The sequence below is a fragment of the Pseudomonas sp. S06B 330 genome (assembly GCF_002845275.2).
Lineage (GTDB): Bacteria > Pseudomonadota > Gammaproteobacteria > Pseudomonadales > Pseudomonadaceae > Aquipseudomonas.
Genome location: NZ_CP088149.1, coordinates 1,176,380 through 1,202,843 on the forward strand (window position 1 = coordinate 1,176,380; position 26,464 = coordinate 1,202,843).

The window sequence follows — 26,464 nt, forward strand, 5'->3', positions numbered from 1 at the left end:
GTCAGAGCTCTTGGCTCATCTGCTTGAGGAAGGCCTGGATGGTTTCCTCATTGCGCTTGAAAAAATGCCATTGGCCGATCTTCTGGCTGCTGATCAGACCCGCGCGTTGCAAGGTGGCCAGGTGGGCCGAGACCGTTGACTGCGACAGGCCACAGCGTTGGTCGATTTGCCCGGCGCAGACACCGTGTTCGGTGCTGTGGTGCTGGTCGGGGAATTGCACGTCGGGGTCTTTCAGCCAGTTGAGGATTTCTCGCCGTACTGGGTGGGCCAGGGCTTTTATTATTTCGTCGAGATCGAGAGGCATGGTTGGGCTCATGGTTATGTAGCGGTATATCGCGATGGGGCGAAATATAAATCGGTATTTCGCGATATACAAATATGAAGAGGTTCTTAGCTCAGCGTAAATCGCTATATCGGGTTATAACGATATGAGTGGCGCTGGTGCTAGACTGCGTTCATGAACTATCTCGCACACCTTCACTTGGGCGGCCAACAACCCGAACAACTGCTCGGCAGCCTCTATGGCGACTTCGTCAAAGGGCCACTTGGCGGGCGTTATCCACTCGCGCTCGAAGCTGCAATCCGCTTGCACCGCCAGATCGATGTGTTCACTGACAGCCACCCGTTGGTGCTGCAGTCGCTCGGGCGCTTTCCCAAAGCGCGGCGGCGCTATGCCGGGATTATTCTCGATGTGTTCTTCGATCATTGCCTGGCGTTGCATTGGCAGGACTACGCTGATCAGCCGCTTGCACAGTTTACCGGTAGGGTCTATCAGGTGCTGGCAGCGCAGGAGGCGCTGCCCGGGCGGCTGGCACAGATCGCACCGTACATGGCGGCCGATGACTGGTTGGGGGCATACCGTGAATTTGCCGTGCTGGATCAAGTGTTTCGTGGCATCGCCCGGCGCTTGTCACGCCCGGAAGGGATGGACGGCGCCCTGGAACTTGTCGATGCACTGTACGCGCCATTGCTGGAAGACTTTCGCGCCTTTTATCCCGAGTTGCAGGCTTTCGCCAACAGATCCCTGAGTTCTGCCTAGGCCGCTTTCACCCGGCGCAGTGGTTGCACTGCGCTTGCGTCGACGCCGAATAATGCGTCTTGCACGGCTTGCTGTGCCTTGAATGCCAAGGCTGCACGTTCTTCTCCGGTGCTGGAGATCGGTGCCAGCAACTGGATCTGCACTTCGCCACAATCGTGGGCAAACAGCCGCATCAGGTGCGAGAGCAGGTCGTCGTCACCGACAAAGGGCGCAATCGTGTCGATCTGACCGTCGCGTAGGTAACGTAAGGCGACCGGCTGCAGCGCGACGTGCGTGTCGATGGCGCCAGCCAGCAAGCGGCCGTGAAAGGTGCGCAAGCTACGGCCATCGGTGGTAGTACCCTCAGGGAAGATCAACAAGGGGCAAGCCTGTTGCAGGTGCTGGCTGATTTGTTTGCGCAGTAGTTGGCTGTCGCTACCACCCCGACGGATAAACAATGTGCCGGCCTTTAGTGCCAGCCAGCCGGCCACCGGCCACGTTCGCACTTCGGCCTTGGACAGGAACGACAAGGGCGCGAGCATGCCCAGCAGGGGGATGTCGGTCCAGGACACATGATTGCTGACCCACAGCATTGGCTGCTGCGGCAACTGCCCAATGACGCGGACCTTGAACGGCAGGGCATTGCTCAACGTGCGCATGAACAGCTGCGACCAGCGCTGACGGCGCTCAGCCGAGGCCGGGATGCGCAGCGCCTCATAGAGGGTGAACAGCGCCGCCATTCCCAAGCCAAACAGCACCACCAGTACCACCCGCAGGACGCGTGCGAAGACGCGCAGGCGCTGCATCAGACTGCCGCCTTGAAGTGGCGGGCATAGCGCGGGCAGAGTTCATCGCGTTTGAGCAGAATGAACACATCGGCGACCTGGAAGTCTTCATCCCAGCAAGGTTCGCCGCAGATTTTCGCGCCCAGTCGCATGTAGGCCTTGAGCAAGGGAGGCATTTCGGCGATGACGTTGCCTGGCAGGGCCAGGTTAGGCAGCGGCTTCTTCGGCTCGGCGCGCAGGTGTTCGGTGCACAGGTAGCGTTCGCGCAGGCGCTGCATGATCGCGTGGGCCTGAACGCCGCCATCCTGCATGGGAATGCTGGCACAACCCATGAGGTAGCTGTAGCGCCCTTCGTTGAGTACTTCGGCCAGTTCTGCCCAGAGCACGGCGATGGTGCCGCCATTGCGGTAGGCCGGGTCGACGCAGGTGCGGCCCAGTTCCAGGATCGGCCCCTGGAGACCGCCCAGGCCATGCAGGCTGAACTCTTCTTCGCTGTAAAAACGCCCCAAGCTGTTGGCGGCCTGGTGGTCGAGCAGGCGTGTGGTGGCCACCAGGCGCCCGCTGCGGAGGTCGCGCACACCGATGTGGCGGCAATGAATGTCGTAGTCATCCATGTCCAGGCCCAGTTCGGCGCCCTTGAGCTTGGCCTTGAACTCACCGCTGAACACGCTGAACCGAAGGGCCTGGGCTTCCTGCAAGGCCGTTGGCCCGACCAGGCGTTCGGCTTGCAGACGGCGTTCAGTGCTGTTGTCGCCAGAGCGAGCGATCCGAGTCATTGCGAGTCTCCATAAGCCAGCCATGGGGTTGCGGCCGGTCGGCTTTGTTGTGCAAGCTCAGCCTAGGTAGATGCGGTGTCACCCCCATGACCCTTTGGTGATGCTTGTGTGACAGCCCTCAAGGAGCACTCCGATGGCCTGGTTACAACGACTCAACGACCCCCAACGGCATCCGCTGGCAGACAATCTGGCCGAGACTTACAGCCGTCTATTGGCGCGTTTGGACCCCGTCAGCCCGTTCGAGTTGGCCGTGCTCGGCGCGCGAGCCATGCCGACCCCTGGGCTGGCCTTTCTGGTGGGGTATCAGGCCGCCTTGCGCGTGCTCTGGCCCAGTGCCCCGGCAAGCCTTGGCGCCTTGTGCGCCAGTGAGCGACGTAGCGTGCGTCCGGCCGACATGCAGGTGCGCCTGACAGATTTGCGCCTCAGTGGTAGCAAGGACTTCGTCACCGCCGGGCTGGATGCCGACTGGCTGTTGGTGGCGGCGCGCAGCGAAGCCGCGGGCGAGGCTGTTCAATTGAGCCTGGCAGTGGTCTATCCCGGCGAGCCGGGGGTGCGACTTGAGCCGCTGCCCGCACTGCCATTGATGCCGGAAGTCGGGCACGCTCGCCTGCACCTGGACCAGGCACTGTGCGAACGCTTGGCTGGCGATGGCTGGGATGCCTATGTCAAACCTTTCCGCTCTCTGGAAGACCTGTATGTGCTCAGCGCCCTGTGCGCCTGGCTGTACGGTGTTGGTCAGGACAACGCTTGGCCGCAGGCCTTGCAGTTACGCCTGATTGCTTTGCTCGGTGGTTGCGCCGAGGGCAGTCGGCAATGTGCCGACGCCATCGCCTGTCATTTGTTGCTGGGCGGCTTGTTTGCCCAATTTGCTGCGCTCAAAGACGAGATCAATCAGGTGTTGAGCACCACGCCGGGTGACTGGGCAACGCTTTGGCAGCGCGATCAGGGCCTGCTGGAGATCGCCAGCGCGGCGCGGGCCAAGCGTCTGGCCAAGGCCTGGGCGAACGCTGGATTGTCATGAAACGCTGTCAGGCTGGGGCAATCCTGGCCTTGAGCGACTGGCATGAACAAAGCGTTGTTGGCAGTGTTGCTCAGCCTGACTTTGCTCAGCACCTGGGCGTTGAGCCAGGAGACCTGGCCGCAGCCGGACTGGCCGCAGGCCGCAGAGATCAACCGCTTAGCCTGGTGCCAGGTACAGGCCTATGCGTTTGCACCCCGCGATGACCGCAACCGTGAAGGCGTGCGCACCGACGCACTGTTGGTCATCAAGCAGGGACAGGTTGTCTACGAGCATTACGCGGCGCCGACCAGCGCCCAGACTCCACACCTGACCTGGTCGATCAGCAAGAGTGTGTTGGCCACACTGCTGGGGGTGGCGCGCCAGGAAGTTCGCTTTGCGCTCGAGGATCCGGTCGCGCGCTTCTATCCCCCCATGCAGGCGCATCCAGCGGTACGACTGCAAGACCTGCTGCACTGGGCCAGTGGTCTGGACTGGCAAGAAGCATACGAATACGCACCGCTGCATTCCTCGGTGGTGGCCATGCTCTACACCCGAGGACGTGAGGACATGGCCGCCTATACCGCCGCCCGGCCGCCAGCGGCTGAGCCGGGACAGCGCTTCCTCTACTCCAGCGGCGACAGCAACGTGCTGGCGGCGGCGTTGCGCACAATGGTCGGGCCCGAGCGCTATCGGCAGTATCCCTGGGATGCTCTGTTCACCCCTTTGGGTATCACTTCTGCGGTCTGGGAGCGTGATGCCAGCGGCACCTTGGTGGGCTCCTCCTATCTATACATGAGCGCCCGCGACCTGGCACGTATTGGCCTGCTGATGCTGCGTGACGGTCGCTGGCAGTCGCAGCAGTTACTCGCCAAGGACTGGGTGGTGTTCAATCGCACGTTGTTTACCAAGGCTGTCGCGGAGCCTGGGGAGGCCAACCCCGGTGGGCACTGGTGGCTCAACCAGCCATTACCCGGCGGCGAGCGGCCCTGGCCCGATGCACCGGCCGGCACCTTTGCTGCTTTGGGGCATTGGGGCCAGGCATTGTATGTAGTGCCTGATGAGCAGTTGATTGTGGTGCGTTACGCCGATGACCGCGATGGCCAGTTTCAGCACAATGAGCTGCTAAAACGCGTGCTGGCGGCGCAGTCCGGAGGGCGTCCATGAAGCGTTTGCTGCTGTTGCTGTTGCTGCTGGTGGGCGTCTGGAGCTGGCATGAACGTCAGGCCTTGGCGGATTTTCCGGGCATTCTTAGCGCATACTCAGCCAAGGAGTACTGCTCTTGCCGTTTCGTCATGGAATTCGATGTGCCGTATTGCCAGGCCTATGTAGGTCAGTACCTACCCCTGAGCCGCCTTGAGGAAACTACACAGAACCGGCAGGTTACCGCTGTGGGGTTTGGCATTGAACGCCGTGCGCGTTGGCAGGGTGCACATGAGGGCTGTGGCTTGCTGCCGTGAGGGCAGCCGGGTAAGGTTGACGGCCTCAGTGTTACAGGATTTCTCATGTTCTCTTTGCCCCGTCTTCTGCTCGTCGTGCTCGCCCTGGTGAGCTTCTCGGCCCAGGCCAATTGGCACCTGGATGGCGAGTCTTCACGCCTGTCCTTTATCTCCAGCAAAAATGGCGACACCGCCGAAGTGCATCGATTTCTCGTGCTGCACGGCAAGGTCGACCGCAAGGGTGCGGCCGAGCTGATGATCGAGATGGACTCCAACAACAGCGGTGTGCCGTTGCGTGACGAGCGCATGCGCAAGGAGTTGTTCGACTTTGCTCGCTTCCCGGAAGCTCATGTTACGGCCCAGATCGACCTGGGCCCGATCAACGACCTGGCCAATGGCGCCCAGGTTGAGCTGCGTTTGCCGGTGACGGTCAAACTACGCGGCAAGGAGCACAGCTACAGTGCTTTGCTGTTGGCTACGCGCCTGGATGAGCGCCGCTTCCAGGTAGTAACCCTGGAGCCGTTGATGCTGCGTGCCGAAGATTTCGAGCTGGTGCCGGGCCTGGAGGCCCTGCGCAAACTGGCCGGACTCAAGTCCATCAGCCCGTCGGTGCCGGTAAGTGCGGTGCTGATCTTCACGGCGCGCTGATATGGCCGGACCGGTCTTCCCCTGGCGAGATGGCAACCGGTTCGAGTTATTGATCGACGGCCCCAGATTTTTCCCGCGTATGCTCACCGCGATCGGGCGTGCCGAGCATCAGGTGGATCTGGAACTGTACTTGGTGGAGGCGGGCGCCTGCGCCGAGGCCATGGTCCAGGCCCTGGTGCAGGCTGCCGAACGGGGCGTGCAGGTACGCTGTCTGTTCGACGATTATGGCGCGCTGGCCTTCACCTTGAGCCTGCGCCAGCGTCTGCTTGCCGCCGGGGTCGAATTGCGCTGGTACAACCGCCTGCGCTGGCGCCGTGGCCTGCGCAACCTGTATCGGGATCACCGCAAGCTGTTGCTGGTCGACCAATCATGGGCGGTGGTCGGCGGCACAGGTGTTACCGATGAATTTTGGGTGCCGAACGAAGACGTCAGTGAATGGCATGAAGTAATGGTCGAAATGCAGGGGCCGCTGGTCGCCGACTGGCAGATGCTCTTCGATCGCCAGTGGCGCGCCAACTTGCGCCGTACTGCCTGGCGACCACCGACGCATTTTGGCCTGCCACGCTTGCCTCATGTACCCGATAGCGGCCAGGGCATGGGCCGGGTAGCCTATGCCGATGCCCGTCAGCATCGGGACATCCTGCAATCGCTGGTGCGTGCATTGAACAGCGGTCAACGCCGCATCTGGCTGGCCACCCCGTACTTTTTACCCACCTGGAAAGTTCGCCGCTCTCTGCGCCGGGCGGCAGCCAATGGTATCGATGTGCGCCTGCTGCTGACGGGGCCACGCACCGATCATCCTTCGGTGCGTTATGCCGGCCATCGTTATTACCCGCGCCTGATGCGTGCCGGGGTGAAGATCTATGAGTACCAGCCGTGCTTCCTGCATCTGAAGATGGTGCTGGTGGACGACTGGGTGAGCATCGGCTCGTGCAACTTTGACCACTGGAACTTGCGGTTCAACCTTGAGGCTAACGTTGAGGCACTTGATCCTCCGTTGACCGCTGCCGTAGCGGCGAGCTTTGAGCGCGATTTCGCCCAGAGCCTGTGTATCGATCTTGACCATTGGCATGCCCGGCCGTTGTGGAAGCGTGTGCAGCAGCGGCTGTGGGGCTGGCTGGACCGGTTGGTGGTCAACATGCTGGATCGGCGCGACTGAGCTGCATGGCGGGCAGGACGGTCTATTGTGTCTGGTGTCTTTCATTGCCTCTGAGGAGTTGCTGACATGGCCGCGAAGAAGATTTTGATGCTGGTGGGCGATTACGTCGAAGACTACGAAGTGATGGTGCCCTTCCAGGCCCTGCAGATGGTGGGGCATACCGTTCACGCGGTGTGCCCGGGCAAAGCGGCCGGGCAAACGGTGCGTACGGCGATTCATGACTTTGAAGGTGACCAGACCTACAGCGAAAAGCCTGGGCACAACTTTGCCCTCAACTTCGATTTTGAGCAGGTCCGGGCCGAAGGTTACGACGCACTGGTCATCCCGGGTGGCCGTGCGCCGGAATACCTGCGTCTCGATGAGCGGGTACTGGCATTGGTCAAGGCCATTGATAAGGCCGGCAAGCCGATTGCGGCCGTGTGCCATGGGGCGCAATTGCTTGCGGCCGCCGGGGTGTTGGAAGGGCGTGAGTGCAGCGCTTACCCGGCGTGTGCGCCGGAAGTACGGCTAGCCGGTGGAAAGTTTGTCGAGATCGGCGTCGATCAGGCCCATGTGCAAGGTAACCTTGCTTCGGCCCCAGCCTGGCCGGCGCATCCGGCATGGTTGGCGAGTTTTCTGCAGCTGTTGGGTACCCGCATTACTTTGTGATGTTCGCGGGACAATAAAAAAGCGGCAGGGGCTGACCCCTGCCGCTTTTTGTTTCAGCAAGCTTTAGTGGCTTACTTCACTTCTACCGCCAAGCTTTCAGCGATCTTGCTCTGCCACAACGCCGGGCCGGTGATGTGCACCGATTCGCCATTGCTGTCGACCGCTACGGTGACCGGCATGTCTTTGACTTCGAACTCGTAGATCGCTTCCATGCCCAGTTCAGCAAATGCCAGGACCTTGGACTTCTTGATCGCCTGGGCCACCAGGTAGGCAGCGCCGCCGACGGCCATCAAGTATACCGCCTTGTTGTCCTTGATCGCTTCGATCGCGGTCGGGCCACGTTCAGACTTGCCGATCATGCCCAGCAGGCCGGTTTGCTCAAGAATCTGACGCGTGAACTTGTCCATCCGCGTAGCGGTGGTCGGGCCGGCAGGGCCAACCACTTCTTCGCGTACCGGATCAACCGGGCCGACGTAGTAGATGAAGCGGCCTTTGAGGTCCACCGGCAGCTCTTCGCCACGGTTGAGCATTTCGACCATGCGCTTGTGCGCAGCGTCGCGGCCGGTGAGCATCTTGCCGTTGAGCAGGATGGTCTCGCCCGGCTTCCAGCTCTGCACGTCTTCCGGGGTCAGGGTGTCGAGGTTGACACGGCGGGCCGATGGGCCTGCTTCCCAGACGATTTCCGGGTAGGCATCCAGCGATGGCGCTTCCAGATCGGCAGGGCCGGAACCGTCGAGCACGAAGTGCGCGTGACGGGTAGCGGCGCAGTTCGGAATCATGCACACCGGCAGGGATGCGGCGTGGGTCGGATAGTCCATGATCTTGACGTCGAGCACGGTGGTCAAGCCGCCCAAACCCTGAGCACCGATGCCCAGCTGGTTGACCTTCTCGAACAGTTCCAGACGGATCTCTTCGATGCGGTTCTGCGGGCCACGGGCCTTGAGCTCATGGATGTCGATGGATTCCATCAACACTTCCTTGGCCATTACCGCAGCCTTCTCGGCAGTACCGCCGATGCCGATGCCGAGCATGCCTGGCGGGCACCAGCCTGCGCCCATGGTCGGAACGGTCTTGAGCACCCAGTCAACGATCGAGTCGGACGGGTTGAGCATGGCCATTTTCGACTTGTTCTCGGAGCCGCCGCCTTTGGCCGCCACGTCCACTTCCACGGTGTTGCCCGGGACGATGGAGTAGTGGATGACTGCTGGGGTGTTGTCCTTGGTGTTTTTACGCGCACCTGCCGGGTCGGCCAGGATCGAGGCACGCAGGACGTTTTCCGGCAGATTGTAGGCGCGGCGCACGCCTTCGTTGATCATGTCGTCCAAGCTCATGGTCGCGCCGTCCCAGCGCACGTCCATACCGACGCGCACGAACACGGTAACGATACCGGTGTCCTGGCAGATCGGGCGGTGGCCAGTGGCGCACATGCGCGAGTTGATCAAAATCTGGGCGATGGAGTCACGCGCAGCAGGCGACTCTTCACGCAGATAGGCCTCATGCATGGCCTGGATGAAGTCAACGGGGTGGTAGTACGAAATGAATTGCAGGGCGTCGGCAACGCTCTGAATCAGGTCGTCTTGCTTGATCACGGTCATGCAGCGCGCTCCTCTTAAAGACGGGAACATTCAATAAGGTATTCCGACGCGGACAGGCCGAGGTGTCGAAACGACCTTTCACGGCGCGCCGACCTGCTCGGGCCGACGCAAAAAAGGCGCGGCAGTATAGCGCGCATCGGTGCCCGGCACACCTGCGAGTGGTCTGGACCAAGGTCGCCTGCCGACGGGCACCCTTTTTGCGTGCCTGCGTCGGCCTTTAGCCCTAAAGTGGCGGCTGGCCATAGTGTTTATGAGCTGGAGATGATGAATGCCTGAACTCTGTGTGGGCGAGCGCTGTTGGGCGGTGCCAACGGGCAGCAACCTGCTTGATGCGCTCAATGCGGGTGGCTGTTCGGTGCCCTACAGTTGTCGCGCTGGCAGTTGCCATGCCTGTCTGGTGCGTTGCCTGGACGGGCAACCAGCAGATGCGTTACCTGACGCGTTGAGTGCGGACAAGCGCGAGCAGGGCTGGCGCCTGGCTTGCCAATGCCAGGTGGTGGATGACTTGCAGGTGGCAGTTTTCGACCCACGACGCGACGGATTGCCAGCTCACGTATGTGGCCTGGATTGGCTGGGTGCTGAGGTGTTGCGCCTGCGCCTGCAACCGGAACGTCCCTTGCGTTACCAGGCCGGGCAACATCTTGTGTTGTGGCTGGGTGGGGTGGCGCGCCCGTACTCTTTGGCGAGCCTCCCGGAGGAGGATGGCTTTCTCGAATTCCACCTGGATTGCCGACATTCGGGTGCGTTCTGCGATAGCGCCCGAACCTTGCAGTTGGGAGATGAACTGCGCTTGGGTGAGTTGCGTGGTGGTGCCTTGCACTACGACCTGGATTGGCAGGATCGACCGTTGTGGCTGTTGGCGGCAGGAACTGGGCTGGCGCCGTTATGGGGCATTCTGCGCGAGGCATTGCGCCAGGGGCATCAAAGGGAAATCAAGGTGATGCATGTAGCCCGTGACAGCGAAGGGCATTATCTGGCAAATCCGTTGAAGGACATGGTCAATAAACACTATGGTTTGAGCGTTGAGTTGGTGCTCTTCGATCAGTCGGCGCAGGCATTGGCCGCGTTGCGACTGCCATCAAGGCAGACAGTGGCGTTGGTATGTGGCGCCCCTGAGAGTGTCGAGCAGTTCGCGCGGCGCTTGTTCATTGCAGGGTTGCCGCGCAATCAATTGTTTGCCGATGTATTCACCGGGCATGCCTGAGGTATCTGCGTTGTGAGTGCAGACTCAATCGAGGGGAAGCCGGCACCTAAAGCGCCGGATGCTCATTCGGATTGCAGGATTGCAGCCGTTCGGGCTAAGTTCATCCTCCCGAGTTGGTAAGGCACCGCAGAATAAAACCTTTCGAGGGACCGGGAAGCGTTGTCGCTCCATGTACCAGCGTTCTGCCCTCGGTATCAACTTCACCGCTGTGTGGAAGGGTTAACTGTCCCAACGCGATCCGTCCCGTGCCGTTGTCGGCGAACGTAGTATCAAGTTTGCCATTACTGTTGAAGCGACCAATCAGCATCGGCCATTCATTGGACTGTGTTGACGCAACGCCCGTGGCTATGATCTTGCTCGGCGCTGATTCAATCACATCAACGTGCTCCCACGTTACAGAAGCGCCGTCCTCGAGATGAATGGGGGTAGAGTCAAAGCTGGTATCGATGTTGCCATCTGCATCCAGAGCAGCGAGTAGGCTGCCGAGGTCTTGCTCTAAACCGCAGCTGACAATACGTCCGTCAGGTAACAGCGTAAGGCCCTTGAATATCCTCAACGAGGGTGTGAAATAGCCAAAGCCGCCCTCGCCAAAGAACTGATCATATTCTCCTGAATGATGCAGGCGAATTGCGCAGCATCGGTGGTACCCCTCCGGTCCAGAAATAGTTCCTCCTACCACGATGTACTTCTCACTGACTTGCAGGGTGGTGGCAGCCGTCCATGTTGTGAAATTAAGAGATAAGTATTTGTACCCAGTGTTGTTGAAAGACTGGTCAAGCTCTCCGTTGCTATCGTACTTCAGCAGCATTGAATCCCAGCCATTCGGGGTGTAAAGCACGTAAATACCGTCAACAGCGTGCTGTACCTGCCAATTCTGCAACTCATGCTCTGCTTGCGGTGACTGTGGGATGCCTTTTGCAGTAGGTGTCAGCGGACATACTTTTGAGCTCTGTGCTCCTTTTAGATCGATGGGAACGGCTGGTTGTTCGATGACCAAATGTCCTCCGTTGGCGAAGCTGGTATCCAGCGAACCATTGTCGTGAAAGCGTGCCAAGGCCGGCCGAGAGCCAAAGTAACTACCATCGGTAGTAGTGCCGATTATCAGGTAACGGCCATCATCCAAGACCAGAACGCTATGCCCTCGAGAGCTGTTTTCCGGTCTGAATGTTCCGGTCGTTAGTCCTTCGCGGCCAAATGCTGGGTCCAGTCTTGCCTCGTCGTCTAATCGAAAGACTACGTAGGCCGAGGTGCCGTCGACATGAGCGGTGCCAATGCATACCCTTCCTTTTGCAGTTTTCAGCGATGATTGGACACTAGTGATGGTGTTAGGCAGAAGGACTTTTCCCCCCTCTGCGAACGATGGATCGAGTAGCGCGTTTTTCGTATTCATGTTGGTCACCCCGTTCAATAAACAGAGTCAACAGTATTTGTGAAGCAAGCAGTCGACCGATACTGGCAAAAATGATAGGTCAGGGACGATCCATTTTTTTGCATAAAAAAACCCCGTGAGCAATCTCACGGGGCTTTATCTGTTCCGATTGAGATCAGACCAGCGAATCACCGACATGCAGGATCTTCATGCCGTTGGTGCCACCGGTGGTGTGGTAGCTGTCGCCTTTGGTCAGGATCACCCAGTCACCCGGTTCTACCAAGCCACGCTTGAGCAGCTCGTCGACCGCCGCCTGACTGACTTTTTCCGGTGCCAGGGCAGCCGGGTCGAATGCAATCGGGTAGACGCCGCGGAACATCGAGGCACGGGCCTGAGTAGCGCGGTGCGGCGACAGGGCGAAGATCGGCACGTGCGAGCGCAGGCGCGACATGATTAGCGGGGTGTAGCCACTTTCGGTGAGGGCGATGATCGCCTTGACGCCAGGGAAGTGGTTGGCGGTGTACATCGCCGCCAAGGCGATGCTTTCGTCGCAGCGTTCGAAGCGGGTGTGCAGACGGTGGCTGGACTTCTGGTTGGTCGGATGCTTTTCCGCACCCTGGCAGATGCGCGCCATGGCCTGTACGGCTTCGATCGGATAGGCGCCGGCGGCGCTCTCAGCCGACAGCATCACCGCGTCAGTGTTGTCGAGCACAGCGTTCGCCACGTCGGACACTTCGGCACGGGTCGGCATCGGGTTCTGGATCATCGACTCCATCATCTGGGTCGCCACGATCACCGCTTTGTTGTTGCGGCGGGCGTGCTGGATGATTTTCTTCTGGATGGCGATCAGCTCGGCATCGCCGATTTCCACACCCAGGTCACCCCGGGCAACCATCACTGCGTCACTGGCGGCGATCAGGCCATCGAGGGTTTCGTCGTCGGCGACGGCTTCCGCGCGTTCGATCTTGGCCACCAGCCAGGCGCTGCCGCCCGCTTCGTCGCGCAGGCGACGGGCGTATTCCATGTCACTGGCGTCGCGCGGGAAGGACACGGCCAGGTAGTCCAGGTCCATCTCGGCGGCCAGCTTGATGTCGGCCTTGTCTTTTTCGGTCAGGGCCGGAGCGGTCAGGCCGCCGCCTTTGCGGTTGATGCCTTTGTGGTCGGACAGCGGGCCGCCGATCAGTACCGAGCAGTGCAGGGCATCGCTGGTGGCGGTTTCGACGCGCATTACCACGCGGCCGTCATCGAGCAGCAGCTCGTCACCAACACCGCAGTCTTTGACCAGGTCCGGATAGTCGATGCCGACAATATCCTGGGTGCCATCGGTCAGCGGGTGGGCAGTAGAGAACGTGAAGCGATCACCGACTTTGAGCTCAATACGCTTGTTGGTGAATTTGGCGATACGAATCTTTGGACCCTGCAGGTCGCCGAGCAGTGCTACATGGCGACCCAGGCGTGCTGCAATCTCACGGATCAGACGGGCGCGAGCTTTGTGCTCGTCGGGCGTGCCGTGGGAGAAGTTCAGGCGAGCAACATCCAGGCCGGCAAGAATCAGTTGTTCGATAACTTCCGGCGAGTTGCTGGCGGGGCCAAGGGTGGCGACGATTTTGGTACGGCGGATGGTCATGCACAGACTCCTATAGTGAAGCGCAGCGAAAGGCTACTCTGGAATTTGGCTGTAGTCATTGTTCCTTTGCACTACCTTGGTGGTGAGCAGGCGGGCATATGAACGGTGGGGGTTGTTGTATTGCGCAGATTCTGTGTGAGCCGATAGCGGTCTACAGATTTTGCGCAGTACGCCGATAAACCGCTCAATAGAGGAGATTCACCATGCGAGCCTTGATCGTTCTAGCCCTGGCGACCAGTGTCGTCGGCTGTACCCGCTGGTCGATGGACCATCATCTGAACAATGCTTATCGTGCCTATGATCGCGGCCAATGCGACAAGGTCATGCTCGAGCTGTCGCAGGTTGACCGCACCAGCCGCGCCCGGCCGTTCATCCATCCCGAGGTGGCGATGCTGCGGGGGCAGTGCCTGGAGCGCCAGAAGCTTTATGTCGACGCTGCCCAGACCTACCAGTACCTGATCGCACGCTACCCGCAGAACGAATACGCCTACCGCGCTCGCGCTCGCCTGCAGACCCTGGAGCAGCTGGGGCATTACCGTAGCGGCGAGCCAGCCATTGCCCGGCCGAGCACCACCACGCCTTGGCGTTAATGCCAAAGTATTCGGGATCGCCTGCAACGAAAGGGGTAGGGGTGGGCTAATCTTATGGTTGAAACACCCGTCATTGAGTTGCACTAGCGCGTCCCTGCTAAAGGGGCTTCGACAGCGATTCCGATCATGCTTGACGAACGCCGCATCGAGCGTCATCAGCTCCCTTACTTCCTCAAAGTCTTCAACCGTTTTACTGATCAGCCAATTGGCTACCTGGGTAACGTGTCTGAAGACGGCCTGATGCTGATCAGCCAGCTACCGATGCTGGTCGGCCCGGATTTTGAGTTGCAACTGAAAGTGCTTGGCCGCAGTGGCGGTCTGCATCAGATCAACCTGACCGCCAGTTGCCTGTGGTGCCATGAAGATGAGACGCCGGGGCACTACGACTCCGGCTTCATGCTGCTGCAGGCACCGTACGAATACGCGCAACTGGTGCGGGCGTTGCGTCGCTATTTCAGTTTTTATCCACTGGGCGCCTCGGCCTGAGGCTGGCCGTAGCGGGCCAGTAGCCCTAGACTCTGGTCGACCTTATGTTCAGGACGACCCCGTGAGCACCAGCATTTTCTGGCACGACTACGAAACCACCGGTATCAATCCGCGAAATGACCGGCCCTTGCAGGTCGCCGGTGTGCGCACCGATCTTGATCTCAACGAGATCGAAGCCCCGATCAATTTCTACTGCCAACCCAGTGACGACATCCTGCCACACCCGGCTGCTTGCTTGGTCACCGGTATCACCCCGGCCCAGTTGGCCAGCCAGGGTTTGCGCGAAGCCGAGTTCATGACCCGGGTGCATGCCGAACTGGCTCGCCCAGGGACCTGTGGCGCTGGATACAACAGCCTGCGCTTTGATGATGAAGTCACCCGCTATAGCCTGTACCGCAACTTTTTCGACCCTTATGCCCGCGAATGGCAAGGTGGCAACAGCCGCTGGGACTTGATTGATGTGGTGCGTACGGCGTATGCGCTGCGCCCGGAGGGTATCGTCTGGCCCGAACAGGAAGGGCGCGTCAGCTTGCGCCTGGAGTTACTGACCGCAGCCAACGGTATTGACCATGGCCAGGCCCATGAAGCCCTCAGCGATGTGCGAGCCACGATTGCGCTCGCACGGCTGATCCGGGGAAAACAACCGAAGCTATATGACTGGTTGTTTCAATTACGAAGTAAACAGAAAGTGCTGGACCAGATCCGATTGCTGCAACCGTTGGTACATATTTCCGGACGTTTCTCTGCTGCGCGCAATTATCTGGGGGTGGTCCTGCCGTTGGCGTGGCATCCGCGCAACCGTAATGCCTTGATTGTTTGTGACTTAGGTATGGATCCTCAACCTTTGTTGCAGGAGGACGGCGAGTCTTTACGTCAACGCTTATACACGCGCCGCGAGGAAATGGCTGACGGACAATTACCCGTGCCGTTGAAGTTGGTGCACATCAATCGCTGTCCGGTTGTAGCGCCGCTCAATGTACTACGTGAGCAAGACCAGCAACGACTGAACCTGGATATGACGTTGTTGCAAGCGCGGGCAGCGAGCCTGATAGCGGCTCAATCGGTCTGGCAGGATAAAGTACAGCGCCTCTATGCCGAGGAAGCCTTTGCTCCAAGTGAAGATCCCGAGCAGCAACTCTATGACGGTTTTATCGGTGATCGCGATAGACGCTTGTGTGAGCAGGTGCGCAGTGTCGATCCGCAGCAATTGGGTCAGGGGCATTGGATGTTCGATGATGAACGTTTACCCGAGTTACTGTTTCGCTATCGTGCGCGTAATTTTATCGAAACACTGAATGATCAGGAGCACCAGCGCTGGCAGCTGTTTTGTCGGCAGCGTTTGAGTGATCCGAGCATGGGCGCGCCAAATACCATTGGTGATTTCGAGCAGGCCGTGCTGGAACGCTGGGATCAGGCTGATACCGCGCAGCGGGAATTGCTCGGGCAGTGGCAGACGCATGTGCACGCCTTGAAGTTGCAATTGGGGCTCTAAACAGGCGTCAAAAAAAAACGCCAGCAAGCTGGCGTTTTTTTATCAGTGCAAACGAGGTTGCAATGACCGGTAATTAACCCAGCAGGGTTGCCCAGCCTTCCACCACGTCACCACCCCACTTGGCTTTCCACTCTTTCAGCGTTTTGTGGTTGCCACCTTTGGTTTCGATGACTTCACCGTTGTGTGGGTTTTTGTATTGCTTGACCTTGCGCGCGCGCTTGGTACCAGTGGTTTTAACTGCGCCACGCGGTGCTTTGCTCGATTTTGCTTCTGGGTCGAGCAGTGCAATGATATCGCGCAGCGACTTCTGATATTCGCCCATCAGGTTGCGCAGTTTGCCTTCGAACTCCAGCTCTTTCTTCAGCTTGTCGTCATTCGACAGGTTGGCCAGACGGGCCTGCAGTTCTTTGATGGCTTCTTCTGTGGCGCGGTATTCGTTGATCAGCGACATTGGATAATCCTTGGAAATGGGGAAATCAGGTAGACAGTGGGGCAATAATAGTCAGAGCGTACTGCCAAGTAAACATTAAACTTGGTAATAATTGGATCAATGCTTAAATCGTATCGATAAATTTTATTAAAAAAAATTTACAAACTAAGGCGCGTCATTAACAGCTAACTTGTCGCTACGCCGCAGCTTCCGTGGCCCCAGCCTGTATTCAGGCGCAGCCGGTGCAGGCGACAGGACGTACGTATTGGCTACTGCAGTTTTTCCGAGCACTGGTTAGAATGTGCGCCTTTGCGAAGTATCTGGAGTCCTATTCATGCGCACCTACCGGCTGGTGATTGCTTGCCCCGACCGCGTTGGCATCGTCGCCAAAGTCAGTAATTTCCTGGCGTCCTATAACGGCTGGATCAATGAAGCGAGCCATCATTCCGATGAGCAAAGCGGTTGGTTCTTCATGCGTCACGAAATTCGCGCGCAAACTCTGCCATTTGGCATCGAGGCATTCCGCGAAGCATTTGCACCGATTGCCGAAGAGTTTTCCATGGTCTGGCGGATTACCGACACCGACCAGAAAAAACGCGTGGTATTGATGGCCAGCCGTGAATCCCACTGCCTGGCTGACTTGTTGCACCGCTGGCACGCCAAAGAACTCGATTGTGATATCCCTTGCGTGATCTCCAACCACAACGACCTGCGCAGTATGGTCGAGTGGCACGGCATTCCGTTCTTCCACGTACCCGTCGACCCGCAGGACAAACAACCGGCGTTTGCTGAAGTCTCGCGTCTGGTCAAGGAACACGGGGCCGATGTCGTGGTTCTGGCGCGCTACATGCAGATCCTGCCACCGCAACTGTGCCAGGAATATGCCCAGCAAGTGATCAACATTCACCACAGTTTCCTGCCCTCGTTCGTCGGTGCCAAGCCGTACCACCAGGCCTCGTTGCGTGGGGTGAAGTTGATCGGTGCGACCTGCCATTATGTAACTGAAGAGCTGGATGCCGGCCCGATCATCGAGCAGGATGTGGTGCGCGTCAGCCATAGCGACAGTATCGAAGACATGGTCCGCTTTGGCCGTGATGTCGAGAAGATGGTTCTGGCGCGTGGTCTGCGCTATCACCTGGAAGACCGGGTGCTGGTACATGGCAACAAGACGGTGGTGTTCAACTAACCCCGCAAGTACGGAGGTTGCAGCATGGCCGATCCCCTCGACAAGGCAACCTCCAAAGCCCCGCCAACCCTGGGCGAGGGCTGCTTGAGCCGTTATGATCCGGATGCTTTGGACAGCGAAGATGGCACCGATTTTCCCGGTGCAGCCGAACTCTGGGAGCAGGTGCGCCCGACTAGCGACGAGCCCGCGCCAACCTGAGGCGCAAGCGTTCCAAAAGCGGTCGGCCGAGCAGGCAGAGAAACACCGGGCCACCGACTATCAGGTAGAAGTAATAAGTCACCGCTCGCCAGATAACGATGGCCGCCGCCGCTGTGGATTTCCCCACCATGGGCGTCAGCAGGGTAGCTGAGGTCAGTTCGGCGGCACCGGCACCACCTGGCAACAGGCTGAATTGGCCGGCGCTCAACGACAGCATCTGTACCAGAAAGCTGAGAATCCATTGCAGGTTCACGCCCAGCCCGAGCAAAGCCAGGTACAACACGCTGTAACGCAAACTCCAATGCAGGCAGGTCAAGGCAAACACCAGGGCCAGGGTGCGCTTGGGCAGGCGCCAGGTTTCGGCCAGCGCGCGAAAGAAATGCAGCACTTTACGCGTCCAGCGCCGACGCTTGGCGGTAGACACTTTCAACCTACGCAACAAGCTCCCGGTCAGACGCAGCAGTACCTGTCGATAAGTGACCAGGGCTACCCCGCCGATCAACACCCCGAACATCAGCAGGGCACTGCTCAGTAGTAGGCCTTCCAAGCTGCGGTTAAGGGTGTGGAACAGGGTGTAGCCGGCGATCCCCAGCAGGGCGCAGAGAAAGAACAGCAGGTCGTTGATCTGGTCGGCGGCGAATACTGCCCCGCTGTGTGCCGGGCCGATGCGGTCGCGGGCCAGCAAGGCCATCAAGGTCAGCGGGCCCCCACTGCCACCTGGGGTGGTACAGATGGCGAACTCGGTTGCCATGATCACCCCAAGGCTGCGCAACCGTCCCAGTCGGGTTCTATGGTTGCCCAGCAGCAAGCGCAGACGGATGGTGTTGATGACCCAGCACAGCACAATCATACCGAGCAATCCAAGCATTAAGCCGGGGTCAAAGGCGCGTAGTCGTGCCAGCAAATCGCTGCCGCCGAGCAGGACAGGGACCAACAACGCCAGGATCAGCGCCAAGGGCAGCCAGAGCAGACGGTTCACCCGGCTTGCCTGGTGCTCAGCCAGGCGGACTTGGTCATCGGCGTGCGACCTTGAGCCAATAGCTGCTGCAAGGTGCGCATCCAATAGCGCCGGGTAAAGCCATGGCGCATGTCCACCGGGTGTAATCCCAGGCGAATGACCGGGGCCTGGGACAGGCGCGCGGCCTGTAGCTCGCAGGCCAGCCGAGACAAACCCCGGCGCCACGCACTGCGAGCGCTACAGACCAGCCCGGGAGCGCTGATGGGAGTGAACTGCGGTAGTTGGTAGAGGTACTGCGGATCACTGGTGTACTTCAGCGGCAGGCTGCGCAATGCCTGGCGGGTGCCTTCGCTCATCAACCAGGCAGGGGCGACGAAACCGGCCAACGGCCAGTCGAAGCGCTGGAACAATGTTATCCCGGCGTGCAGGCGCTCCAGGGCAACGCCTTGGTCGAGGCTGTAGAACTCGCCTTCATGGGTGTAGATGCGACGCATGAAGTAATCACGCACTGAGCGCGGCGGTGGGCTGTCATCAGCATGGTAGTAACCGTGCAGGACCAGTTCATCACCGCGCTGTAAACGTCGGTCGAGCATGCTTCGCAGGCCGGGGGCGAATGCCAGTGAATCACGTTTGTGAAAGTCCGGCACCACTAGCCAGGTGATGGGGATGTTGCCAAGGGCATCGACCGCTTCGACGAAGGGTTGGTAGTCCGACCAGGTGTGCGGGGCCACGTCATGCAGCACCAGCAACAGACTGCGCTCGGCTGATGTTTCAGGGGTTGAATCAGGCATGGACGCGCACCGGCAGTTCATGACCGAGCACTGCTCGGTAGTGGGCCAGCAACCCGTTGACCACGCTGTCCCAGGCATAGTGCTGCTCCGCCTGCCGGCGTGCCTCCTGACCCAGTTGTGTCGCCCCTTGTTCGAAGACTTCGCGCACGGCGCGGGCCATGGCCTGCCCGTCATTGGGTTGGCACAGACGGCCGAAGCGGTTGTTGACGATTTCCTCGAATGCGCCGGCCGCTACGGCAATCACCGGGATGGCGCTGGCCATGGCTTCCAGGATGACCAGTCCAAAGGTCTCTTGATCGCCGGCATGCACCAAGGCATCGGCACTGGCCAGCAGGCGGGCGACTTCGTGGGCTGGGCAGAAATGATCGATGACGCTGACGTTGGCTGGCACGTTGGAAGGCATGTGCGAGCCCACCAGTAACAGGTGGTAGTGCTTACCCAGGCGTTGCATGCAATCGAGCAGCACGGGTAGGTTTTTCTCACGCGAGCCCCGGCCAGCAAACACCAACAGGTGCGTGCTGTCAGCGATGTGCAACTGCCGACGCAGGTCTGCGTCGCGGTGTTGCGGGTGAAAGGTCTCAAGGTCAACGCCAAGGCGCTGAACATGCACATTGCCGATCCCCAGGCCACGCAGTTTGTGGGCCATCACCAGGCTCGGAGCCAGGACCCGGTCGAAGTTGCCATACAGCTTGCTGACATAGGCCTCGACATTGGGGGTGAACCAATTGCCCATGCGGTTGCTGACCAGCAGCGGCAGATCAGAGTGATAGAAGCCGATGACCGGCACATCGAGTTGACGTCGGGCATCCAGGGCCGCCCAGGCGGTCAGGTACGGGTCGCCGACTTCGATCAGATCCGGTTGCAGGTCTTGTAACACGTTGCGCCAGGGGGCAAGGCGCAGGGGAAAGCGGTAGCCATTACCAAACGGCAGGGCCGGTGCTGGCACCTGATAGATGCCATTGGCGTGGTGGGGGCTGGCCCCAGGGATCAACAGACTGTGGCGGACACCGGGGGTGAGCCCCAAGCGGCGGTGTTTGGCATCAAGATAGGTACGCACGCCGCCGCTGGCAGGTGCGTAGAACATGGTGATGTCAGCGATGTGCACGATCAGCATCCCTCCGAGATCGTCTTCAGAGTGTGTCACCGGACGGCATTTTGCCGCAGGAGACGCGCCCTAAGGTTGACCTCTATGAAGGATAGTTTGTTCGATTGGGATGCACAGCGTTGCAAGCTGCAAGAGAAAGCAGTTCGTGCACGGTTTCGCTTCTTCTTGCAGCTTCAAACTTACAGCTCGTGATTCCCACTCAGATACGGAAGCTGCCGACCAGCTGTTTCAGGCGGCTGGCCTGTTGCTCAAGGTCGGCGCAGGCGCGCAAGGTCGATTGCAGGTTCTCGACCCCTTCCTGGTTGAGCATGTTGATTTCGTTGATGTCCATGTTGATCGAGTCGACCACGGCAGTCTGTTCTTCGGTGGCGGTGGCCACCGACTGGTTCATGCCGTCGATCTCGCCGATACGCAAGGTCACACTGCCCAGGCGCTCACCCGCCTGGTTAGCGATTTCGACACTGTCCTGGCTGTGGCGCTGGCTTTGGCCCATGGTGTCGACCGACTCGCGGGCACCGACCTGTAGCTCCTCGATCATTTTTTGCACCTGCTGCGCTGACTCTTGGGTACGGTGCGCGAGGTTGCGCACTTCATCGGCAACCACGGCGAAACCACGCCCGGCTTCACCGGCCCGCGCAGCTTCGATCGCAGCATTGAGGGCCAGCAGGTTGGTCTGCTGCGAGATGCTGGTGATCACTTCGAGGATCTGACCGATGTTCACGGTCTTGCTGTTGAGCGTCTCAATGTGCGAGCTGGAGGTGCAGATAAGGTCCGATAAGCGGTTCATTGCGGCAATGTTGCGATCAACCACCTGCTGGCCTTCTTCGGCCAGGTGACGTGCCGAGCTTGCCTGTTGCGAGGCCTGGGCGGCGTTATGGGCAATCTCCTGAGCGGCAGCGCCGAGCTGGTTGATGGCCGCAGCAACGCTGTTGGTACGGTTGGATTGCTCGTCGGAGTTGACCATCGAGGAGTTGGAGGCACTGACCACGCGCAGGGCCACTTCGTTGACCTGCTCGGTGGCCGAGGACACTTCGCGGATCGAGGTGTGGATACGTTCGACGAAACGGTTGAAGGCAGTGCCCAGGATGCCAAACTCGTCCTGGCTGTGAATGGTCAGGCGTTTGGTCAGGTCGCCTTCACCTTCGGCAATGTCTTCCATAGCCCGGGTCATGGTGTGCAATGGTTGCAGCAGCACACGGATCAATAAGCCGAGCAGGGCAATGATGATCACCACGGCAACCAGGGTGGCAATCACTGCTGAGGTACGGAACTTGCTCAGCATGGCGTAGGCTTTGTCTTTGTCGACGGACAGGCCGATGTACCAGTTGGCCGAAGGCAGGCCCTTGACCGGGGCGAAGGTCAGCAGGCGGGTTTCGCCGTTGAGTTGTACTTCGCTCAGGTCTTTTGTCAAACGTGGTGTGTTCTGCGGGAACAGGTCCGACAGCGACTTCATCACCAGGTTTTTGTCTGGATGCACGAGGATCTTGCCTTGGTCGTTGACCAGGAAGGCATAGCCCATGCCGCCGAAATTCAGCGAGTTGATGATCTCGGTCAGGCCGTCCAGGGCCAGGTCGCCGCCCACTACACCGATGTTGCGCGCGGCAGTGGCAACGACTGAAATCACCATTTTGCCGGTGCTGACGTCAATATAGGGTTCGGTCAGGATCGGGCCATTGGCGGCCATGCCGTCTTTGTACCAAGGTCGAACGCGTGGATCGTAGCCGTCCGGCATCTTGGTCTGCGGACGAATGGTAAACCCACCGTTTACGTCACCCAGATAGATAGTCAGAAAACTCGATACCAGCGCTTGTTGGCCCAACAGGGTGCCGATGTTTTCGGCCTGGGGAAACGCGGCAATGTTCTGCGCCACGTTCTGTACCAGCAGAATGCGCCCATCAAACAGGTTTTTGATATTGGTCGATGTGGTATCGCCCATTTCCGCCAGATAACTTTCCAGATCTTCACGAATCGCATTGCGCTGCAAGAAATCGTTGTACAAAGTAAAGAGTGTGAAAGCGATCATGACGATCAGAGAAGCGGCCAGAAGGATCTTGTGGCTGAATCGGAGGCTTTTGTTCATAACGTGTCGGTCCGCTAAGGTTTTATTATCCGGGTCGTTCGCACAAAGAACAGTTTGAAAGCAGTGCAGGTCCCCTTCCTTGTCGGGCATATCCTGTCTTTCTGGTGGTCTATCGCTAATGAGATATCGGCCGATTCGAGCCAAAGCTTAAATAGAGGGTGCAAAAACATGCCTGACTCTTTGCAGTTCATTCTCGGCGCTGATCTGGCCGCTCAACCGGTTGCTCAGGCCCTGCGCCTGGCCAACCGTCACGGCCTGGTGGCTGGTGCCACGGGTACCGGCAAGACCGTGACCTTGCAGCACATGGCCGAAGCCTTCAGTGATGCGGGAGTGGCCGTATTTGCCGCCGACGTCAAAGGCGATCTGTGTGGCCTGGGCGCGGTGGGTAACCCTCAGGGCAAAGTCGCCGAGCGCATCGCCAGCATGCCTTGGCTTGCACATCGGCCGCAGGCATACCCGGTCAACCTGTGGGATATTCACGGGCAATCCGGCCATCCGTTGCGCACCACCCTGAGTGAAATGGGGCCGTTGTTGCTGGGTAACCTGCTGGAGCTGACCGACAGCCAGCAGGCAGCGCTGTATGCCGCCTTCAAGGTGGCTGATCGCGAGGGCCTGTTGCTGCTTGATATCAAGGACCTCAAGGCGCTGCTTGCCCACCTCAAGGACAACCCACAACTGCTGGGTGAAGACAGTGCGCTGATGACCACAGGTTCCAGTCAGGCCCTGTTGCGGCGTCTGGCAACCCTGGAGCAGCAGGGGGCCGAAGCGTTGTTCGGTGAGCCGGCGCTGCAATTGGAGGATTTACTGCGCCCTGATTCTGATGGGCGCGGACGCATTCATCTGCTCGACGCCAGCCGCCTGGTGCATGAGGCGCCCAAGGTCTATGCGACCTTCCTGCTGTGGTTGCTGGCCGAACTGTTCGAGCAATTACCCGAGCGCGGCGATGCTGATAAACCATTGCTGGCCTTGTTCTTTGATGAGGCGCATCTGTTGTTCAATGGCACGCCCAAGGCCTTGCAGGATCGCCTGGAACAAGTGGTAAGGCTGATTCGCTCCAAGGGCGTCGGGGTGTATTTCGTGACCCAGTCGCCGAGCGATCTGCCTGATGATGTCCTGGCGCAACTGGGTTTGCGTATTCAGCATGGCCTGCGGGCGTTCACGGCCAAGGAACAGAAGTCGTTGAAGGCGGTGGCTGATGGATTTCGCCCCAACCCTGACTTTGACACCTTGAGTGTGCTCACTGAGCTGGGTATTGGTGAGGCGTTGGTCGGGACCCTGCAAGAGAAAGGCACACCGGGCATGGTTCAACGGGTGTTGATCGCCCCACCGCAGTCGCGCATCGGGCCATTGAGCGAGGCTGAGCGCACGGCGTTGATTGCGGGCTCACCGTTGGCCGGGCGCTACGACAAGCCGGTGGATCGCGAGTCGGCCTATGAAATGCTGACTGCGCGCAAAGGTGGCGCTCCAGAAGTGGCGCCCGAGCAGGCGCCTGCTGCAGCCGAAGAGAGTTTTGCCGACCAGGCCGGGGCGTTTCTCCAGAGTGCGGCGGGGCAGGCGATCAAGTCGGCGATGCGTCAGGCAGCCAATCAGTTCGGGCGCCAGTTGGTGCGTGGTTTGATGGGTTCGCTACTGGGTGGCAGCAAACGTCGGTAACCGCTGCCAGGAGGCTGCGATCAGGCGTGAAACGCCCACAAGCCGTGGCCGTCGCGATTTTTCGGGCCCAGCGAGGTGCCTGAGGTGCGACTGCCGAGCAGTCGATCGCAGCCTTGTGCCTCGTCAGGCACTGTAGCCAGGGACAAAAAAGGCGCCCGAAGGCGCCTTTTTAATGCAAATCAGTTCAAACGATGAACTTGGTCGCCAACCAGAACAACCCGGCCGACAGGGCCACGGTTGCAGGCAGGGTCAGGACCCAGGCCAGCAAGATTGTCTTGACGGTACCGCCTTGCAGGCCGCTCTTGTTCGCCACCATGGTACCGGCAACACCCGACGACAGTACGTGGGTGGTCGATACCGGCAGGCTAAAGATATTGGCCATGCCGATGGCGCACGCCGCAGTGATCTGAGCCGACATGCCTTGGGCGTAGGTCATGCCCTGCTTGCCGATTTTCTCACCGATGGTCAGTACCACACGCTTCCAGCCAACCATGGTACCCAGGCCCAAGGCCAGGGCAACAGCGAGGATCACCCAGAATGGGGCGTACTCGGTCGTAGCGGTCAGGTCTTTGCGCAGTTTGTCCAGGTCAGCCTTCTCGCGGGGTTGCAGGCCTGGCAGCTTGCCTACCTTCTTGGCGGTGTCGTCCAGACACAGCAGGTAACGACGCACTTCAACGCGTTTTTCCGGCGTCAGTGAGCGGTACTCGGTCACGCCCTTGAGCGAGTCGAGCAAGGCATTGATGGTGGGCTCGGTTTGCTGCGGGTTGCAACTGAACTGCTCTGGCAGGTCGCCATCTTTGGCTTTGCCCAGGGCCAGGAACTCACCCAGGGTCGCTTCGTTACGCTGGTAGAACTGGTTCAGGTGCAGGGTAGCGTCACGGGTTCGCTCGATCTGATAAGTGGTGCTGTTCAGGTCAAGAACGAACTGTGCCGGAACGATACCGATCAGCACCAGCATGATCAGGCCAATACCTTTCTGACCATCGTTGGAGCCGTGTACGAAGCTCACACCCATCGCCGACATTACCAGCACCAGGCGATTCCAGAACGGTGGGTGCTTCTTGTCGTCGAGCTTGCGACGCTGTTCGGGCGTCTTGTGCATTTTCGACAGCGGGCGCCACCATTTCAGCCCCAACAGCACCAGCGCAGCTACGGCAAAGCCGGCCATGGGCGAGAGCACCAGGGACATGCCGATGTCGATAGCTTTCTGCCAGTTGACCCCGTCGCCCAGTGGAATATCGCTGATCAGTGCGTTGGCCAGGCCGACACCAAGGATCGAGCCGATCAAGGTGTGGGAGCTGGAAGCCGGGATACCGAAGTACCAGGTGCCAAGGTTCCAGGCAATGGCGGCGGCGAGCAAGGAGAAGACCATGGCCAATCCATGACCGGTGTTCACATTGATCAGCATCTCTACCGGCAACAGGTGAACGATGGCATAGGCCACCCCGACACCGCCGAGCAGAACGCCAAGGAAATTGAACACCCCGGAAAAGAACACCGCCAGGTGTGGGGGCATGGCTTTGGTATAAATGACTGTAGCTACCGCGTTAGCGGTGTCATGAAAGCCATTGATGAACTCGAAGGCGAGTACGAAGGTCAAAGCGAGCAGCAAGCTCACCAGTACCCAGGCATCAAGTCCGCTGAATAAATCGATCATGAAGGTTTTCTGACCCGGTCATAAGGGGGCGCGATTATGCCAGAAATCCCTGTTAATCGATGCACCCACTGCTGACCGGTTCTGGTTATTCACGCGCTTTCCTGAGACAGGACGTGTCGGGAATGGCCGAGGAAATGTCGGCTAAAATCGGTAAAAATCGAGAAAATATAAAGGTTTACAGCAAATCGCGGCATACATTAAAGATTCAAACAACTGTATGAAATTTGTGAGATTCCATTACGATCTGCTCTGGGGGCTGTAACGATCAGCCCCGCAGTATTTTCTCAAGTACCGGTCATCCGCCAGCGATCACCAGGCTAGGGCTCGTCGCTCTTGAGTTCTTTCTCGATCTTTTGCAGTTCCTGGGCAAAGGCCTGGTCAAGCACGCTTGCGCGTTTGCGCCAAGGCTTGCGCTCCGGGTCGGGTTGGGCGGCGTAGGTGGTGACTTCACCGCCGTAAACTTCCTTGTAACGTTGTTCCTGGCGCTCAAGTTCCGCGCGCAGTTCATCTTTCGTCACAGTGCTACCTGTTGGTTGTGAATAAACTCTGGCGTTAACGCGTGAGCGTGGCGCA

General features: G+C 59.3%; 27 protein-coding genes and 1 pseudogene. 14 read left to right on the plus strand and 14 right to left on the minus strand.

The window, feature by feature from the left end; translation table 11 throughout:
• Position 1: 1 nt before the first annotated feature.
• Entirely contained in the window at positions 2-304 is a 303-nt protein-coding gene (locus tag CX511_RS05550; protein WP_038607345.1) for an ArsR/SmtB family transcription factor, read from the minus strand.
• Between the two features lie 153 nt (positions 305-457).
• Between CX511_RS05550 and CX511_RS05555 the strand changes: the two genes are divergently transcribed.
• Complete coding sequence (locus CX511_RS05555) at positions 458-1,039, plus strand: acyl carrier protein phosphodiesterase (RefSeq protein WP_045189965.1); 582 nt, start codon at positions 458-460, stop codon at positions 1,037-1,039.
• Here the strand turns inward: CX511_RS05555 and CX511_RS05560 are convergent.
• A complete protein-coding gene (locus tag CX511_RS05560) occupies positions 1,036-1,824 on the minus strand; it encodes a lysophospholipid acyltransferase family protein (RefSeq protein WP_045189966.1) in 789 nt (262 codons plus the stop codon). The genes CX511_RS05555 and CX511_RS05560 overlap by 4 nt on opposite strands.
• Positions 1,824-2,579: an L-ornithine N(alpha)-acyltransferase gene (gene olsB, locus CX511_RS05565; RefSeq protein WP_045189968.1), complete on the minus strand. Its 756-nt coding sequence runs from the start codon at positions 2,577-2,579 to the stop codon at positions 1,824-1,826. The genes CX511_RS05560 and olsB overlap by 1 nt, the downstream gene beginning before the upstream one ends.
• 133 nt (positions 2,580-2,712) lie before the next feature.
• Here olsB and CX511_RS05570 point away from each other — a divergent pair, with 133 nt between their 5' ends.
• From CX511_RS05570 to CX511_RS05595, 6 genes are all read left to right on the plus strand, one after another.
• Positions 2,713-3,600, plus strand: a complete 888-nt coding sequence (locus tag CX511_RS05570) for an acyl-CoA dehydrogenase middle domain-containing protein (protein ID WP_045189970.1) — start codon at positions 2,713-2,715, stop codon at positions 3,598-3,600.
• A 57-nt stretch (positions 3,601-3,657) separates the two neighbouring features.
• A complete protein-coding gene (locus CX511_RS05575; protein ID WP_409077875.1) occupies positions 3,658-4,743 on the plus strand; it encodes a serine hydrolase domain-containing protein in 1,086 nt (361 codons plus the stop codon).
• On the plus strand, positions 4,740-5,036 hold the full coding sequence (locus CX511_RS05580; protein WP_045189972.1) for a hypothetical protein: 297 nt from the start codon (positions 4,740-4,742) through the stop codon (positions 5,034-5,036). The genes CX511_RS05575 and CX511_RS05580 overlap by 4 nt, the downstream gene beginning before the upstream one ends.
• Before the next feature lie 45 nt (positions 5,037-5,081).
• Complete coding sequence (locus CX511_RS05585; protein ID WP_045189974.1) at positions 5,082-5,663, plus strand: YceI family protein; 582 nt, start codon at positions 5,082-5,084, stop codon at positions 5,661-5,663.
• Between the two features lies 1 nt (position 5,664).
• A complete protein-coding gene (locus CX511_RS05590) occupies positions 5,665-6,822 on the plus strand; it encodes a phospholipase D-like domain-containing protein (RefSeq protein WP_045189976.1) in 1,158 nt (385 codons plus the stop codon).
• 66 nt (positions 6,823-6,888) lie between these two features.
• On the plus strand, positions 6,889-7,470 hold the full coding sequence (locus CX511_RS05595) for a DJ-1/PfpI family protein (protein ID WP_045189978.1): 582 nt from the start codon (positions 6,889-6,891) through the stop codon (positions 7,468-7,470).
• A gap of 71 nt (positions 7,471-7,541) precedes the next feature.
• Here CX511_RS05595 and CX511_RS05600 read toward each other — a convergent pair whose 3' ends face one another.
• Positions 7,542-9,065 (minus strand): fumarate hydratase, encoded by a 1,524-nt coding sequence (locus CX511_RS05600; protein WP_045189980.1) that lies wholly within the window; start codon positions 9,063-9,065, stop codon positions 7,542-7,544.
• Between the two features lie 268 nt (positions 9,066-9,333).
• Here CX511_RS05600 and CX511_RS05605 point away from each other — a divergent pair, with 268 nt between their 5' ends.
• Entirely contained in the window at positions 9,334-10,269 is a 936-nt protein-coding gene (locus CX511_RS05605; protein ID WP_101292050.1) for an iron-sulfur-binding ferredoxin reductase, read from the plus strand.
• Between the two features lie 100 nt (positions 10,270-10,369).
• Here CX511_RS05605 and CX511_RS05610 read toward each other — a convergent pair whose 3' ends face one another.
• Both CX511_RS05610 and pyk read right to left on the minus strand, forming a co-directional pair.
• Positions 10,370-11,659, minus strand: coding sequence for an NHL repeat-containing protein (locus tag CX511_RS05610; protein ID WP_101292049.1), 1,290 nt, complete (start codon positions 11,657-11,659; stop codon positions 10,370-10,372).
• A gap of 154 nt (positions 11,660-11,813) precedes the next feature.
• A complete protein-coding gene (gene pyk, locus CX511_RS05615) occupies positions 11,814-13,265 on the minus strand; it encodes a pyruvate kinase (RefSeq protein ID WP_045189984.1) in 1,452 nt (483 codons plus the stop codon).
• 203 nt (positions 13,266-13,468) lie between these two features.
• Between pyk and CX511_RS05620 the strand changes: the two genes are divergently transcribed.
• The 3 genes from CX511_RS05620 to sbcB all read left to right on the plus strand — a co-directional run bounded on the left by CX511_RS05620 (position 13,469) and on the right by sbcB (position 15,833).
• On the plus strand, positions 13,469-13,855 hold the full coding sequence (locus tag CX511_RS05620) for a tetratricopeptide repeat protein (protein ID WP_045189986.1): 387 nt from the start codon (positions 13,469-13,471) through the stop codon (positions 13,853-13,855).
• A 126-nt stretch (positions 13,856-13,981) separates the two neighbouring features.
• Positions 13,982-14,341, plus strand: a complete 360-nt coding sequence (locus CX511_RS05625; RefSeq protein ID WP_045189988.1) for a PilZ domain-containing protein — start codon at positions 13,982-13,984, stop codon at positions 14,339-14,341.
• A gap of 61 nt (positions 14,342-14,402) precedes the next feature.
• Positions 14,403-15,833 carry an exodeoxyribonuclease I gene (gene sbcB / locus CX511_RS05630; protein ID WP_101292048.1) on the plus strand — a complete coding sequence of 477 codons (1,431 nt, stop codon included), beginning with the start codon at positions 14,403-14,405 and terminating at the stop codon, positions 15,831-15,833.
• A gap of 73 nt (positions 15,834-15,906) precedes the next feature.
• Here the strand turns inward: sbcB and mvaT are convergent, their stop codons facing one another.
• The gene (mvaT, locus tag CX511_RS05635) at positions 15,907-16,284 is read right to left on the minus strand and encodes a histone-like nucleoid-structuring protein MvaT (protein ID WP_045189992.1); all 378 of its coding nucleotides are present in this window, start codon (positions 16,282-16,284) and stop codon (positions 15,907-15,909) included.
• Between the two features lie 313 nt (positions 16,285-16,597).
• Here mvaT and purU point away from each other — a divergent pair, with 313 nt between their 5' ends.
• Positions 16,598-17,449 carry a formyltetrahydrofolate deformylase gene (gene purU, locus CX511_RS05640; protein ID WP_028943351.1) on the plus strand — a complete coding sequence of 284 codons (852 nt, stop codon included), beginning with the start codon at positions 16,598-16,600 and terminating at the stop codon, positions 17,447-17,449.
• Positions 17,450-17,473: 24 nt separating this feature from the next.
• A complete protein-coding gene (locus tag CX511_RS05645) occupies positions 17,474-17,647 on the plus strand; it encodes a hypothetical protein (RefSeq protein ID WP_177327834.1) in 174 nt (57 codons plus the stop codon).
• On the opposite strand, the gene gpgF is transcribed toward CX511_RS05645, so the two are convergent.
• The 5 genes and pseudogenes from gpgF to CX511_RS25565 all read right to left on the minus strand — a co-directional run.
• Entirely contained in the window at positions 17,622-18,626 is a 1,005-nt protein-coding gene (gene gpgF / locus CX511_RS05650) for a glucosaminyl phosphatidylglycerol flippase (RefSeq protein ID WP_101292047.1), read from the minus strand. The two genes, CX511_RS05645 and gpgF, sit on opposite strands and share 26 nt — an antisense overlap.
• On the minus strand, positions 18,623-19,396 hold the full coding sequence (gene gpgD / locus CX511_RS05655; RefSeq protein ID WP_101292046.1) for an N-acetylglucosaminyl phosphatidylglycerol deacetylase: 774 nt from the start codon (positions 19,394-19,396) through the stop codon (positions 18,623-18,625). Before gpgD ends, gpgF begins: the two co-directional genes overlap by 4 nt.
• The gene (gpgS, locus tag CX511_RS05660; protein WP_045190000.1) at positions 19,389-20,510 is read right to left on the minus strand and encodes an N-acetylglucosaminyl phosphatidylglycerol synthase; all 1,122 of its coding nucleotides are present in this window, start codon (positions 20,508-20,510) and stop codon (positions 19,389-19,391) included. Before gpgS ends, gpgD begins: the two co-directional genes overlap by 8 nt.
• A 190-nt stretch (positions 20,511-20,700) precedes the next feature.
• Positions 20,701-21,465 carry a methyl-accepting chemotaxis protein gene (locus CX511_RS25560; RefSeq protein ID WP_409077876.1) on the minus strand — a complete coding sequence of 255 codons (765 nt, stop codon included), beginning with the start codon at positions 21,463-21,465 and terminating at the stop codon, positions 20,701-20,703.
• A 93-nt stretch (positions 21,466-21,558) separates the two neighbouring features.
• A pseudogene (locus CX511_RS25565) lies at positions 21,559-22,671 on the minus strand (HAMP domain-containing protein); the annotation flags it as partial.
• Positions 22,672-22,749: 78 nt separating this feature from the next.
• Between CX511_RS25565 and CX511_RS05670 the strand changes: the two are divergent.
• The gene (locus CX511_RS05670; protein WP_101293735.1) at positions 22,750-24,234 is read left to right on the plus strand and encodes a helicase HerA-like domain-containing protein; all 1,485 of its coding nucleotides are present in this window, start codon (positions 22,750-22,752) and stop codon (positions 24,232-24,234) included.
• Positions 24,235-24,418: 184 nt separating this feature from the next.
• Here the strand turns inward: CX511_RS05670 and CX511_RS05675 are convergent, their stop codons facing one another.
• Positions 24,419-25,891 (minus strand): inorganic phosphate transporter, encoded by a 1,473-nt coding sequence (locus CX511_RS05675; RefSeq protein WP_045185492.1) that lies wholly within the window; start codon positions 25,889-25,891, stop codon positions 24,419-24,421.
• A gap of 317 nt (positions 25,892-26,208) precedes the next feature.
• The gene (locus CX511_RS05680; RefSeq protein WP_045185495.1) at positions 26,209-26,409 is read right to left on the minus strand and encodes a hypothetical protein; all 201 of its coding nucleotides are present in this window, start codon (positions 26,407-26,409) and stop codon (positions 26,209-26,211) included.
• Positions 26,410-26,464 lie beyond the last annotated feature (55 nt).